The following is a 13663-nucleotide window of genomic DNA, read 5'->3' as shown; positions in this document are numbered from 1 at the left end:
AGAGCCAGCTACGTCGCAGGCCCGCCGGCGACCCCGTCATCGCACGACAAGGACGAGCCGCTCGCGGCGGTCCTCCCGAAGGCCGTCGACGAACCTGGTGACGGTGGCCATCGAGGTGGCCGCGAGGTCGACGTCGACGACGACGGCATCGAGACGCGCCACGGCGGACTCGGCGCCGACCGAGGCGCTGACGTCCGGGAGGGCTAGCACCGCACCGCGCTCGGCCGCGGCGGCGGCGGCCACGAGCGAATCGAGTGCCGCCGGGGTGAAGAGGTCGTCGAATGCACGAGGCTCCGCAGGAAGAGCGACCTCGTCGCTCGCGGAGACCGCCGCCGCGAGCTTCTCCGCCGTCACGAGCGCGCCGTCGAACCGTGCGGACAGCTCGACAACGTCCAGGCCCGCACTCCGCAGGGACTCGGCGAGCTCTCCTGCGAGCGCGCCCGGGAGGGAGCGGCCCCCCGCCGATGTGGCGACGCCGACCGCGGGGAGGGGCGAGCGGTCGAGCAGCGCGGCCCGCACCCGACGGAGCGCGTCGTCGCTGGCGCCGTCGATGACGAGGACGTCGTCGGGCAGGCGCTCCCGCAGGCGGCCGGCGGTCCGTACCCTGCCGTCCAGCGCGTCCCTCACGAAGGCCGCCGTCACGCCGAGCGCGAGGCCGAGGATCAGTGTGAAGCCGAGGACCGGGACGACGGCCACGTCCGGCCGCTCCCTGACCGTGGGCTCCATGATGAGCCGGGTCGAGACCCCCGCGTCGCCGCTGAAGCGGCGCTCGACGAGGACGTCGAGCGTGGACCCGGCGACCTTGATCACCGCTGCGGTGATGGTCCGCGACGTCGCCTCCTCGCCCTCGACGGAGATCGAGAGAACCGGGACCCCCTCGGAGACCTGGAGCTCGATGACCTCGGACAGCTTCTTCAACGAGATCTTGAGGTTCGACTCGTCTCGGATCTGGCCGAGCGCGACGCTCGTCATGAGCGTGTCCGCAAGAGCGCGGGTGAGCTCCCCGGCCGCGGTCGAGGTGTCGACGTAGTACTGCTCCTTCTCGACGAGCTCGCCGAGCACGAGAAGCCTCGCCTCCACCCGATCGGGCTGTGCCCCGACCGACTTCCACGTCACGAACGAACCGCCGAGGGCGACGAGGATGGCGATCGCGGTGACGACCGTCACCCACCTCCGCCGGAGGATGATCGCGCAGTCGCGGACTGTCATTGTGGCCCCTTGTGGTTGCGTGCGTCAGTTCGGTGGGAACGGCTGCGCCGATCCGACCGAACACTACCGTCTCCGGCGTGCCGGGCGCTGGAGACTGTAGGCAGGGTTCGTCACCCAGCTGTCGTTCGGTGCGCGGGCGTCCGCGCGCATGACTCGCGTGTCACCTTGGCGCGACCCCACGTGCCGGAGCAAGGTCCGGGTAGGGTACGAAGCGTGGACACAGGTCCTCCGGGGGGCATCCGACGAGTCAAGCGCCGCGCACGGTCGGCCGGACTGCTCGGCCTCAGCACGTACCGCAGGAAGGCGACATGAACGCTCACGATCACGGATCGACGCTGGTCCCGCTCAACGACCTGTCCCGCGCCCTCCAGGGGCAGCGTGAGGACCTCCTGGGCGCCGTCGCGCGAGTCATCGACTCGGGGTGGCTCGTTCACGGACCCGAGCACGCAGCGTTCGAGCAGGAGCTCGCAGCCTTCGTCGGCGCGACCCACGCCCTGGGGGTCGCGAGCGGCACCGACGCCCTCGAGCTCGCGATGCGGGCCCTCGCGGCCCCTGGACGCACCACGGTGGTCGTCGCAGCCAACTGCGGCGGGTACTCCGCCACCGCGGCCCGCCGCGCCGGTCTCACGCCCCGCTACGTCGAGGTGGACCCCACCACTCACCTCGTGACGCCCGAGACGCTCGCTCCCGCGCTCGACGACTCGGTCGCGGTCGTCGTGGTCACTCACCTCTACGGCCGTGCGGCCGACGTGGCGCCAATCCGGGAGCTCGTCGCCCGGCACGGTGCTCGCGTCCTCGAGGACTGCGCCCAGGCGTTGGGGGCCCTCACCTCGGAGGGGCGTGTCGGTTCGCTCGGCGACGCGGCGGCGTTCAGCTTCTACCCGACGAAGAACCTCGGCGCGCTCGGCGACGGCGGAGCCATCACCACGGACGACGCCGGCACCGCAGCGCGCGTCCGCGAGCTCCGCCAGTACGGCTGGGAGGGCAAGTACACGATCTCGACCGACGGCGGGCGCAACTCGCGCCTCGACGAGATCCAGGCGGCCGTCCTCCGGACGCGTCTGCCCCTGCTCGACGAGGACAACGCCCGGCGCCGCGCGATCATCTCGGCGTACGCCGCTGCCGCGACGGGCCGGGTCACGGTCCTGCCCGCCCCCGACGCGTCGCACACAGGGCACCTCGCGGTCGCCGTGACGGACGAGCGCGACGCACTCGTCGCGCACCTCGCGGCCCACGGCATCCGGACCGACGTCCACTACCCCGTGCCCGACCACCTGCAGCCTGCCTTCGCAGCCGAGTACGCGGCCACGAGCCTTCCCGTGACGGAGGGGCTCGCGTCCCGCATCGTCTCGCTGCCGGTGTTCCCCGAGCTCACTGCTCACGAGGTTGACAGGGTGTGCTCTGCTCTCAGGTCTTTCTGAGAGCTCCAGCGCCACCATCTACGCACGAGGACGAGAATGAACCCGGACATCGACACCACACGCCCGATCCGATACTCGGTCATCGTGCCGGTGTACGGGAACGAGGGCACCCTCGTCGACCTCGTCGCGCGGCTCGAGGAGATCGCGCGGACGCTCGAGGCGCCCATGGAGACGGTCTTCGTCATCGACGGCTCTCCCGACGGTTCCGAAGCCTTGCTGAGGAAGATCCTCCCGGCGGCACGGATCCCGAGCCAGATCATCTCCCACTCGCGCAACTTCGGGTCGTTCGCGGCGATCCGCACGGGTCTCGCTGCCGCGCGCGGGCGCTACCTCGGCGTCATGGCGGCCGACATGCAGGAGCCGCCCGAGCTCATGGCCACCTTCTTCTCGACGCTCGAGATCGGTGACGTGGACGTCGTCGTCGGTCGGCGCGAGGCCCGCGACGACCCAGCGGTGTCGTCGCTCATGTCGCGCACCTTCTGGAGCCTGTACCGACGGACGATCAACAAGGACCTGCCCCCGGGCGGCGTCGACGTCTTCGGGTGCACACGAGAGGTGGCTCAGGAGCTTCTCTCGCTCCGCGAGGCGCACTCGAGCCTCGTCGGGCTGCTCTACTGGGTCGGCTACCGCAGGGCCGAGGTCGGCTACGCCCGCTCCCGACGCACGGTCGGCACGTCCGGATGGTCGTTCAGCAAGCGCCGCCGCTACCTCCTCGACAGCGTCTTCTCCTTCACCGACATCCCGATCAGCGCTCTCAGCTGGACCGGGTTCATCGGTATCTTCGCCACCCTCGCCATCGCGGCGGTCGTGTTCGTCAGCTGGGCGACGGGCGGCATCGCCGAGATCGGCTACACGCCCCTCATGCTCGTCATCCTCTTCTCGACCTTCGTCCTGCTCGCGGGTCTCGGGATCGTCGGCTCGTACGTCTGGCGAACCTACGAGAACTCCAAGGCCCGCCCGGGCTCGATCACACGGAGGACGGAACACTTCGGTGCCGAGGACTGACGCGCGCAGGTCCCTGGGCTCGTCCGCGTGGCGTTTCCTCGTCGCGGGAGGCGCGAACACCGCAATCACGGCGCTCGCGCTCGCCGGGCTCTCCCTCGTCATCGACCCGAGGCTTGCGTACACCCTCGTGTTCGCGGGCGGTGTCGTGCTCTCGACGTACCTGGCGGACCGCTACGTCTTCGGCGTGGCGATGTCCCGCGCGGCCGTGGCCGCCTACATCGCCATGTATGTGGTCGTGTACGGCATCGGACTCCTCGTCGTCGACCGCATCGGTACGCTGGGGCTGCCCGACTGGGCATCCTCAGCGGTCGTCGTCGTCACGGCCCCGTTGACGTTCGTCGGCGGTCGTATCATCACTGGCGCGGTCCACAGACGCCGTACCTCGACCATTCCTCAGGAGGACCTGTGAGCTACTTCGTTCACCCGGCCGGTATCTGCGAGACCGACAACGTCGGGGACGACACCCGGGTCTGGGCCTTTGCGCATGTGCTGCCCGGTGCCGTCGTCGGCAAGGACTGCAACATCTGCGACCACGTGCTCGTCGAGGACGACGTCGTGCTCGGCGACCGAGTGACCATCAAGTCGGGCGTGCAGCTCTGGGACGGCGTCCGCCTCGGTGACGACGTGTTCGTCGGCCCCAACGCGACCTTCGCGAACGACCGCTTCCCCCGGAGCAAGCAGTACCCCGAGGAGTTCCTCGCGACGCACGTCGGTGACGGCGCGTCGATCGGTGCGGGCGCCGTGGTTCTCCCCGGCGTGAAGATCGGCCCCGGGGCGATGGTCGGCGCGGGTGCCGTCGTCACACGCGACGTTCCCGCGAACGCCATCGTCGTCGGCAACCCGGCCCGCATCACGGGCTACGCAGACACGCTGCGCGCGCCGGCGGTCCACGAGGGCCGCGACGCACACCTCCCCCGGCTCAGCGGCCGGTCCTCGGTCTTTCCTGTCAAGGTCGTCAAGGACCTCCGCGGGTCGCTCCTGGCCGTCGAGCTCGAGCAAGATCTGCCCTTCGTGCCGAAGCGCACCTTCCACATCTTCGATGTACCGTCCAAGGACGTCCGCGGGGAGCACGCGCACAAGGTCTGCGAACAGGTGATCGTCTGCGTACGCGGCAGCGTGACGTGCATCGTCGACGACGGGACGCTGCGCGAAGAGGTCACTCTCGACTCGCCCGACCAGGCCCTGCACATGCCGGCCATGGTCTGGGGCACGCAGTACCGGTACTCCGAGGACGCAGTGCTCCTGGTCTTCGCGTCGCACCCGTACTCCAACGACGACTACATCCGCGACTACAGCGAGTTCCTCGCCGCGATCGGCTCCTAGGACACTCCGCTCGGCCGCACGGTTGGGTGCCCGCGCAGGCGGCTGCGCGGGCATTCAGGCCGCTCAAGACATCAGCGGGTCACCAGCGCGGCGCTGGAGCCGTCGTCGACGGTCGGGGAGATCGAGAGGCGCCTCGACTCATGCAGGGAGAGGACGAGGGAGTCGGCGAGCCTCCCCGGCAGGAACCCTTCACAAACTCCCGTCGTCCGCAGCAGGTCACTCATCGCGCGCTCGGACGCGGGAGGTGAGCGCGCGAGCTGCTGGTGCAACCGAGCTGAGAGTCGTGTCGAGCCCACCACGTAGGACGTGTCGCAGACCTGAAGCTCCGCGAGGCCCTCGGTCCGCGCGGCCTAGGTTAACGACGCCAAGGACGGCCCGGCGCGCGACATCCCGCAGCGCACCAGCTAACGCCGCAAGGCTGCGCCTTCCGTACCTTCCGGCGACGAGCCCGGCCAGGATCGCCCTCGCAGGCATACGTGGGTCGGAGGTTCACGGCGACTGCCGCGGCGGCACGACAAGGACCAGACTTCTCGGCGTCGTGCCCTACCCGACCACGGGCGAGCGACGGCCCCGCCTCGAGAGCACCGCAGTACTGATGACCGCTCCGAGCCTCCATGACGCCGCGCACCCGAGCACCGCGAACCCCGCCCAGAAGACGATCCACGAGGCGGTCCACCCCGGCGTCCGGTAGACGATCGTCACGTCGTTCGTGCCCGCAGGGAGGTCGAACGCGACGCCACCGGACGCGGCCGCCGATACCGGGAGATCGACGCACGAGCTGGAGCACGCGGTCACCACGAAGCCCGGGTAGAAGGTCTCGTTGAGCACGACTCGCGTCGCTGCGTCGGCGACCGTTCGATAGTGCCACTCGCCCTGGGTGTATCCCGTCGCGTCGGCCTCGAGGCCTCGCCCGCACGCACCGGTCTCGAGGCACGCACCCACAGTTGCGGTCGAGGGCACTCCGTCGGCGACATCCTCGACGAGCATGCCTGGGGCCTCCCAGAAGACGATCGCGTCCTGGCGCAGGGGGCCCTCCCTCATGACGACGTCATAGACCGCGTCAAAGGATGGCACCCCGAAGAGATTGACGTAGCCGCCAAGGGTCGGTCGGCCGTTGAAGTAGGCGAGGCTCCAGCCGGGCCACCGTGCCGCCTCTGGTGTCGCATCCTCGGGAAGCGGTACGCGAGCCGGTCGACGTACGCCCCCGTATCCGGTGTCGCGGGCCGCTATGAGCTCGTCGGAGGTCACGCCCCAAAGCCGAGTCTCCTCCTCGAGCCTGTCGACCCGCCACGGCCGGTGATTCTCGTTCGCCCACGTCGTCCCGGAGAACGTCGCGGCAGCCAGGACGCCGACGACCACGAGCGACGCGACCACATTGCCTCGAGCCGCGAGCGCGGGTGAGGCGGCCAGGGCGATCAGGGCGGTGATGCCGACCATCAGCAGCCACGGACCGCGCCACGCCTCCGTCGGGAAGCCCGCGCCCAGTGCGACGCCGAGAGCGCTTGCAAGGAGCACGACGAGTCCCGTGGAGCGGACAGGCCCCAGGAGTCCCGGCCCTCCCGACCGCACGCGGTCGAGGACGCGTGCGAACCCCTCGGCCGCGAGGACGACCAGGCCGAGCGTCATGAGGACCCGCGAGTCTGCCAGTTGGAAGCGACTGAGCGACATCCCGGGAAGATGGCTCGTGACGGTGTTCCACGGCCCGGGGACTCCGAGGAGGATTCCGGTCGCCGCGAGTGCCAGGCCCGTCCACCACCCCGGGGAACGCAGCCGAGCGAACAGCACGAGGGGCAGCACGCCCGCGACGACGAAGAAGCTCCGCATGGAGAGGTCGTTGGGCAGCCAGTCGAAGTCGTACGGAAGGTAGACCGTCCCGAGGATTCCGAGGTCGAACGCCTGCTCGGGCTGCTGCGGCGATCCGGAGACGCCGCGCGTCAAGAGGTTGGGAATGTACTTGTGCAGCGTGAGGAGCAACGCGCCGACCGCAGCAACGCCGAGAGGCAGCAGGTAGCGGCGCCAGTGCGGCCGGGCGGTCACCTGCCACACGACGACGAGCGCGACCGCACCGTAGGCGATCTGGACGAGCAGCCCCGGGTACGTGCTGATGGCCGCCTGCCAGAGGAGCACTCCCGCCAGCGGAATGCTCCACCAGCGTCGCCACGGCCACCAGGGGGACACACAGACGATGATCCACGGAGCCCACGCGAAGCCGCGGGCGATGTCGACGTGCTGGGCATTCGAGTAGTACCCGACCGCGAAGAACCACGCGACGAGAGCGAAGGCCGCAGCATAGCGCCCGAGCGACATCCTGCGAACCATGATGTAGGCACCCGCCGCACCGAGCGCCGCGTGAAGTGCGTGGAGGATCGTCGCCGCGTGGATCGAGAACGGCATGACCAGGGACATGAGACCCACGGGCAGATAGTCGGAGCTGTTCTGCACCGATGCAGCGGCCGGGTACCCACCCCACTGGTACGGCATCCACTGCTGGGGATGCAGCAGCCCGCCGTCCTCCCACCAAGCGAAGGCCTCGGCGTTGTAGGTCCCGGTGAAGTCCCACGGAATGGTGAGCTCGCCGCTCCAGTGGCGCCGGAACACAAGGGCCTCGAGGGCGACGAGTGCCAAGACCACGAGGCTGGTCTCGAGGAGGCGGGGCCAGAGCGCCCCGGCCCGAGAGGCGGCCCTCACTTGCGTCGCGGGGAGTGCGGTCGTCGAGTCGGTCACTGTCTCATCTTCCCATCAAGGTGGAGCACGGCGGTCGGGCCCTCCTCCTCGACGTGAAACGCTATCGTCGCGGCTCCCCGGAGCTCCACCACGGGCGGAGCGCCGACGGAACGGTCCGCTGCCGGCCCGCGCACCCGCGGCGGGACGACCGAGGTGCGTCTCGACACATCCGGCCTCCCTGGCACACGCCTACGCCGCCGCAGCCCTCTCCCCCGCTTCGCCCGTCCGCAGCCCCTCACGCACCGCCCCGCGGGTCACGGGCGCGTGGTAGCGCACCTGGAGGTGCGGGCGCTCGGTGAGCGAGTAGCGGACGTCGTACTCCCAGCGGCGCTTGGTCCACCAGGTGGCCGCGACGGTGATGAGCACGGCGGCGATCGATCCGACGCCGATCGACCAGCGGGCGCCCCAGTGCTCGCCGATCCAACCCACGAGGGGTGAGCCGATGGGCGTCGACCCGAGGAGCACCATCTGGTAGATCGACATGACGCGGCCGCGCATCGCGGGGTCGACGCTCATCTGCAGGGTCGTGTTCGCGGCGGTGAGCATCGTGAGCGAGCACAGTCCCACGAGGATCGACGCGGCGGCGTACGACCAAAAGGTCGGCATGAGCGCCATGACGCCGCTCGTCCCGCCGAACGCGAAGGCCGCACCGATGACGAGGCGCACGCGCGGACGCTTGCGTCGTGCTGCGAGCAGCGCACCGGTGAGCGAACCGATCGCGAGCACGGAGCCGAGGATGCCGTACTCGCCCGCGCCCTTGCCGAACTCGCTCGTCGCCATGAGGGCGCTCGTCAGCTGGAAGTTGAGGCCGAGCGCCGAGACGACGCCGGCGACGGCCATGATGACGAGGATGTCAGTGCGGCGCCGGATGTACCCGACGCCCTCACGCATCTGGCGCAGGCCGCCCTTGGAGCGGTCGGCGCGCGGCAGCGGCCGCAGCTCCGACGTGCGCATGAAGGACATCGCAACGATGACGGCGGCGAACGAGACGCCGTTGATGACGAACGCCCACCCGGAGCCGACGGCCGCGATGAGCAGGCCCGCGAGGCCCGGGCCGATGAGTCGCGCGGCGTTGAAGGACGCCGAGTTGAGCCCGACCGCGTTGGCGAGCGAGTCCTGCGGGACCATCGCCGCGACGAACGTCATGCGCGCGGGGCCGTCGAACGCCGAGACGCTGCCGAGCGCGAACGCGAGCACGTACACGTGCCACAGCTCCGCGCGCCCGGAGATGACGAGGCCACCGAGAAGGACTGCGAGGACGCCCTGGAGCGACTGCGTCCACATGAGGAGCTTGCGGTTGTCGACCCGGTCGGCGATGACACCCGCATACGGGGAGAAGAGAAGAGCCGGCACGAACTGCAGGGCCGTGACGATGCCAACGGCCACACCGGAGTTGTCCGAGAGCTCGGTGAGGACGAGCCAGTCCTGCGCGACACGCTGCATCCACGTGCCGATGTTGGCGACGAGCGCGGCGGCGAACCACACCCGGTAGTTGAAGAAGCGAAGCGAAGCGAAAGTCTGGGTCATCCGTTGGCGATCCGTGTCATCAGTTCCGTAGCGGCGGCGAGCGTGGCGCGCTCGTCGGGGGTGAGGGACCTCAGTTGCTTCGACAGCCACTGGTCACGACGGCGTCGCACCGTGCCGACCTCCGTCGTGCCACGCTCGGTGAGCTCGACGAGCACCTGACGACGATCCGTCGGGTGCTCGAGCTTCGTGACGAGCCCGAGCTCCGTGAGTGCGTTGACCGACCGGGTCATCGCGGGCGCGGAGACGCGCTCGTGGTCCGCGAGCGCACCCGGCGACATCGCCCCGTGGTGCTTGAGCGTCATGAGGACGGCGATCTGTCCCTCACCGATCTCGACATCGCCGCGCTGCGACCGCAGCCTGCGCTGAAGCCGGTTGACGGCGGAGGTGAGCTCGGTGCTGAGTGCCGTCCGGGACGTACCCGGTGCGCAGATGTCGTCCTGTCCCACAGGTCATTACCCTAGTTCATTACCTCGGTTAACGACAGGGGTCGGGACACATGTCACACCCGTTCACCACACGCTCAGCGCACGTCCGTGCCGAGCAACTCCGGAGCGTCCGGGTCCTCCGCGAGGTACCGCGTGACGTCGTCCGTCGCGATCGCCTCCGCGAGCGGCGCGAGCAGCTCCAGATCAAGGTTGACGATCGACTGCGTGCCGTCCGGGCTCCACCCCGTCCCCAGGACCGGCGCCGTGACGAACGCGACGTCCCCCGCCCGCAGACCCTTGAGCTCCGTCGCGAGCCCGACAAGATCCGTGAGCCCCAGCCCGTCGTCCACCGCGACTGCGCCCGATACCACCCGAACGAACCGCGTCGCCTTCGCCGGATCCGTGAGCGTCCCCTGCGAGACCGCCTTCGTGAGGATCGCGCGCGCCCAGTTCTGCTGCCGCTTCACCCGGTCGAAGTCACCCCCCGGCAGGCCGTAACGCTGCCGCGCGTACGCGAGCGCCTGCTTGCCGTCGAGCACGTGCGTGCCCGCGCCGACGACGAGCTTGTCGGGAGCGACGTACTCGTAGACGTCCTGCCCCACCGTGATCTCGACCCCGCCGAGCGCGTCCGTGAGCTCCGTGAACGAGTCGAAGTCCGCAATCGCCACATGGTCGATCCGCACCCCCGTGAGCTGCTCGACCGTCTGCACGAGAAGCGCAGGGCCGCCGTACGAGTACGACGCGTTGATCTTCGCCATGCCCCGACCAGGGACGTCCACCCACGAATCACGCGGAATCGACATGACGCTCGCATGCTCCCGGTCACCGTCGAGGTGCACGAGCATGATCGCGTCCGTGCGCTGCGCGCCCGCCTCCCACTGCGACGGGTCACCCGCCGAGATCCGCGAGTCTGAGCCGAGCACGAGGACGTTCAGCGGCTCACGGTCCGCGGCGACGACCGGCGCCGGGCGCGTCGGGCGCCCCGCCTCCGGGATCGCCGTGAACGGGTCACCGAACCGCTCGACCCGAGAGTCGAGCCACAGGGCACCGCCACCGAGCGCGAGCACCACGACGAGCACGAGCCCACCGAGCGCTGCGAGCGCGACGACGAGCGCACGCCTGCCTGCGCGCCGCTCACGCACCTCCCCGTCGTCGTTGCCCTCGTCCGCACCGCCGAGGACGTCCCCGACCGGCTGCTCCGTCGCGTCGCGCGACCCCCGTCTCCCCATGCCACTCACGGTAGAGGGCGCAGGCAGGGTGAGTCAGGGAACGAAGACCATGACCGCCCGGCCCTCACCCCGCGCCTCGATACGCCCCGAGGCGTGCGGCACAAACACCGACTCCCCCTGCGTGAGCGCGACCTCCGAACCCTCCGCTGTACGGAGCGCGAGTGTGCCCTCCACGCACAGGACGATGCGAGGCCCGTCCTGCGTGAGGTACGTCGCCCGGCCCCGCTCCGTGCGCGTCGGCGCGACGAGCGCGAACGCGAACTCGTCGGCCGGGGCGCGGACGACCGACGGCCGCCCCTCCTCGCCCGGGACGACCGCCGGACGCACGGGAGGTGCGTCCGCGTAGTCGACGACGCGCAGCAGCTCATCGACGTCGATCTTCTTGGTCGTGAGTCCCGCCCGCAGCACGTTGTCCGAGCTCGCCATGACCTCGAGGCCAAGCCCCGCGAGATACGCGTGCACGACACCCGCACCGACGAACACCGTCTCCCCCGGCTCGAGCGTGAACCTGTTGAGCAGGAGCGACGCCACCGCACCCGGGTCTCCCGGGTACCAGTGGGCAAGGGCCGCGACCGTGCCGTACGCCTGCTGCGAGCCGAAGCCCTGCGCAAGCTGCTGCTCGCACCCCCTGACCGTCACCTCGATGTCAGCGGCGCTGATCCGGCCGCGCGCATGGAGCACCGCCTCGAACGCCGCCCGCATGCCGTCGGACGTCGGCGTGTCCTGCAGCGCACACCGGATCGTGTCGACAAGCTCGCCCTCGAGCGGCTCGAGCAGCTCGAGCACCTGCCGGGGGCGCCGGAAGCCGCACAGCCCCTCGAAACGTGAGATCGCGAGGAGCATCTCCGGCTTGTGCTGGTCGTCGTGATAGCTGCGCGCCGGGTCCCCGGCCGGCAGGCCCGAAAGCTCGTCGTGCGCGAAACCCGCCGCGGCCTGCGCGAGGTCCGGGTGCACCTGGAGCGACAGCGGACGCGACGCACCAAGAATCTTGAAGAGGTACGGCAGGCGCGGCCCGAAACGTGCGAGCACCCGCTCACCGAGGAGCCCCGACGGGTCGTCGAGGACCAGCTCGTCGAGCCCCCGACCCTTGACGGTCGACGGCGCCGACGGGTGCGCACCCATCCACACCTCAGCCACCGGGCGCCCGTCCGCCGGACGGCCCAGGAACGCCGGGATCGCTGTCGTCGACCCCCAGTCGTAGTGCTTGACGGGGTTCGTGAGGCGGTACATCGTGCTCCTGTCTCGTCCCGGCTAGCGCCGGGACGGTCAGGGCCCCGGGCACGTCGCGTGCCCGGGGCCCCGTTCGATCGTTCCGACCGAGCCTAGCGAAGACTCAGATGCCCAGGAGCGCCTGGAGCGGAACGAGCGTGAAATACACGACGAACATCGCCGAGGCGACCCACATGAGCGGGTGCACGGAGCGGACCTTGCCCGTCGCAGCCTTGACAATGACGTGCGCGATGAAGCCCACGCCGATGCCTGCCGTGATGGAGTACGAGAACGGCATGATCGCGAGCGTGAGGAACGCCGGGATCGCGATGTCCGGAGACTTCCAGTCGATGTCGAGGACCTGCGTCATCATGAGGTAACCGACGATGACGAGCGCCGGAGCGGCCGCCTCGTTGGGGATGAGCGCCACGACCGGCGCGAGGAACGTCGAGAGCAGGAAGCACACGCCCGTGACGACCGCCGCGAGGCCCGTGCGCGCACCGGCCGCGACACCCGTCGTCGACTCGACGTAGCTCGTGTTCGACGACGCCGACGCCATGCCACCGACAGCTGCGGCCACCGAGTCGACGATGAGGATCTGCGTCGACTTCGGCGGGTTGCCGTCCGCGTCGAGCAGCTTGGCCTCCGAGCCGACCGCGACCATCGTGCCCATCGTGTCGAAGAAGTCCGCGAGGAGCAGCGAGAAGACGAGGAGGACGACCGCGACGATCCCGATCTTGCCGACCGCGCCGAAGAGCGAGAACTGGCCGAGCAGCCCGAAGTCCGGCACCGCGACGGGCGAGCCGTCGAGCGCGGGAACGTTGAGGTTCCAACCCTTGGGGTTGACCGCCGACGAGCCGAGCTTCGCGACGGCCTCGACGATGACCGCGATCACCGTCGCGACAGCGATCGAGATGAGCATCGCACCACGGACGCCCCGCACCGTGAGGACGATCGCGAGGGTGAGACCGATGACGAAGACGAGGACCGGCCACGTCTGCAGCGAGCCGAACTGGCCGAGCTCGAGCGCGACACCCTCGGGCGCCTTGCGGACGAAGCCCGCGTTGACGAGACCGATGAGCGTGATGAAGAGGCCGATGCCGACCGAGATCGCCGTCTTGAGCGTGCGGGGCACCGCACGGAACACCGCGGTGCGGAAGCCCGTGAGGACGAGCACGAGGATGACAAGACCCTCGAGGACGACGATGCCCATCGCGTCGGCCCACGTCATGTCCGGCAGCGCCGCAACCTGGAAAGCCACGACCGCGTTGAGGCCGAGACCCGCGGCGAGCGCCATCGGGAAGTTGGCGACGACCCCCATGAGGATCGAGAGCACGCCCGCGGCGAGCGCCGTGACGGCGGCGACCATCGCGAGGTTCGGCGCGTCGGTGCTGCCGCCGAGGAACTTGCCCGTGCCGTCCTGGGCGGTGCCGATGATGAGCGGGTTGAGGGCGATGATGTAGGCCATCGCGGCGAAGGTCACGAGGCCGCCGCGAATCTCCGCACCGATCGTCGAGCCGCGCTCGGTGATCTTGAAGAAGCGGTCGATCGCACTGGTGGGCGCGACCGTGGAGGGGGAGGAAGTCATGGC

At 70.0% G+C, this 13663-nt stretch carries 12 protein-coding genes; 4 read left to right on the top strand and 8 right to left on the bottom strand.

The genetic code is table 11. The features are described 5' to 3' along the window. Nucleotides 1-36: 36 nt before the first annotated feature. Nucleotides 37-1209, bottom strand: a complete 1173-nt coding sequence (locus C1729_RS12165) for a YveK family protein (RefSeq protein ID WP_129590750.1) — start codon at nucleotides 1207-1209, stop codon at nucleotides 37-39. A gap of 308 nt (nucleotides 1210-1517) precedes the next feature. On the opposite strand from C1729_RS12165, the gene C1729_RS12160 reads away from it, so the two are divergent. Genes C1729_RS12160 through C1729_RS15250 form a run of 4 tightly spaced genes read left to right on the top strand, consistent with a single transcriptional unit; the run spans nucleotide 1518 to nucleotide 4958 of the window. Beyond that, complete coding sequence (locus C1729_RS12160; protein ID WP_102510180.1) at nucleotides 1518-2630, top strand: DegT/DnrJ/EryC1/StrS family aminotransferase; 1113 nt, start codon at nucleotides 1518-1520, stop codon at nucleotides 2628-2630. A 36-nt stretch (nucleotides 2631-2666) separates the two neighbouring features. Continuing rightward, nucleotides 2667-3635 carry a glycosyltransferase family 2 protein gene (locus C1729_RS12155; RefSeq protein ID WP_242493821.1) on the top strand — a complete coding sequence of 323 codons (969 nt, stop codon included), beginning with the start codon at nucleotides 2667-2669 and terminating at the stop codon, nucleotides 3633-3635. After that, nucleotides 3622-4044, top strand: a complete 423-nt coding sequence (locus C1729_RS12150; protein ID WP_102510179.1) for a GtrA family protein — start codon at nucleotides 3622-3624, stop codon at nucleotides 4042-4044. The genes C1729_RS12155 and C1729_RS12150 overlap by 14 nt, the downstream gene beginning before the upstream one ends. Next, nucleotides 4041-4958: a WxcM-like domain-containing protein gene (locus C1729_RS15250; RefSeq protein ID WP_102510178.1), complete on the top strand. Its 918-nt coding sequence runs from the start codon at nucleotides 4041-4043 to the stop codon at nucleotides 4956-4958. The genes C1729_RS12150 and C1729_RS15250 overlap by 4 nt, the downstream gene beginning before the upstream one ends. A 71-nt stretch (nucleotides 4959-5029) precedes the next feature. Here the strand turns inward: C1729_RS15250 and C1729_RS14665 are convergent, their stop codons facing one another. The 7 genes from C1729_RS14665 to C1729_RS12115 form a co-directional block, all read right to left on the bottom strand. After that, nucleotides 5030-5182 carry a hypothetical protein gene (locus tag C1729_RS14665; protein WP_165375498.1) on the bottom strand — a complete coding sequence of 51 codons (153 nt, stop codon included), beginning with the start codon at nucleotides 5180-5182 and terminating at the stop codon, nucleotides 5030-5032. A gap of 319 nt (nucleotides 5183-5501) precedes the next feature. Beyond that, entirely contained in the window at nucleotides 5502-7583 is a 2082-nt protein-coding gene (locus tag C1729_RS12140; RefSeq protein WP_129590749.1) for a hypothetical protein, read from the bottom strand. 288 nt (nucleotides 7584-7871) lie between these two features. Beyond that, a complete protein-coding gene (locus tag C1729_RS12135; RefSeq protein ID WP_102510176.1) occupies nucleotides 7872-9209 on the bottom strand; it encodes an MFS transporter in 1338 nt (445 codons plus the stop codon). Further along, the gene (locus tag C1729_RS12130; RefSeq protein ID WP_102510175.1) at nucleotides 9206-9655 is read right to left on the bottom strand and encodes a MarR family winged helix-turn-helix transcriptional regulator; all 450 of its coding nucleotides are present in this window, start codon (nucleotides 9653-9655) and stop codon (nucleotides 9206-9208) included. The genes C1729_RS12135 and C1729_RS12130 overlap by 4 nt, the downstream gene beginning before the upstream one ends. Nucleotides 9656-9729: 74 nt before the next feature. Next, nucleotides 9730-10863: an LCP family protein gene (locus C1729_RS12125; RefSeq protein WP_102510174.1), complete on the bottom strand. Its 1134-nt coding sequence runs from the start codon at nucleotides 10861-10863 to the stop codon at nucleotides 9730-9732. A 33-nt stretch (nucleotides 10864-10896) separates the two neighbouring features. Beyond that, a complete protein-coding gene (gene manA, locus C1729_RS12120) occupies nucleotides 10897-12093 on the bottom strand; it encodes a mannose-6-phosphate isomerase, class I (RefSeq protein WP_102510173.1) in 1197 nt (398 codons plus the stop codon). Nucleotides 12094-12196: 103 nt separating this feature from the next. After that, nucleotides 12197-13660, bottom strand: coding sequence for an NCS2 family permease (locus C1729_RS12115; protein WP_242493820.1), 1464 nt, complete (start codon nucleotides 13658-13660; stop codon nucleotides 12197-12199). Nucleotides 13661-13663 lie beyond the last annotated feature (3 nt).

Origin of the sequence: Sanguibacter massiliensis (assembly GCF_900240335.1) — a bacterium.
GTDB lineage: Bacteria > Actinomycetota > Actinomycetes > Actinomycetales > Cellulomonadaceae > Flavimobilis > Flavimobilis massiliensis.
Note: the sequence above shows the minus strand (reverse complement) of the source record. Positions and strands in the feature narration are given on the sequence as shown.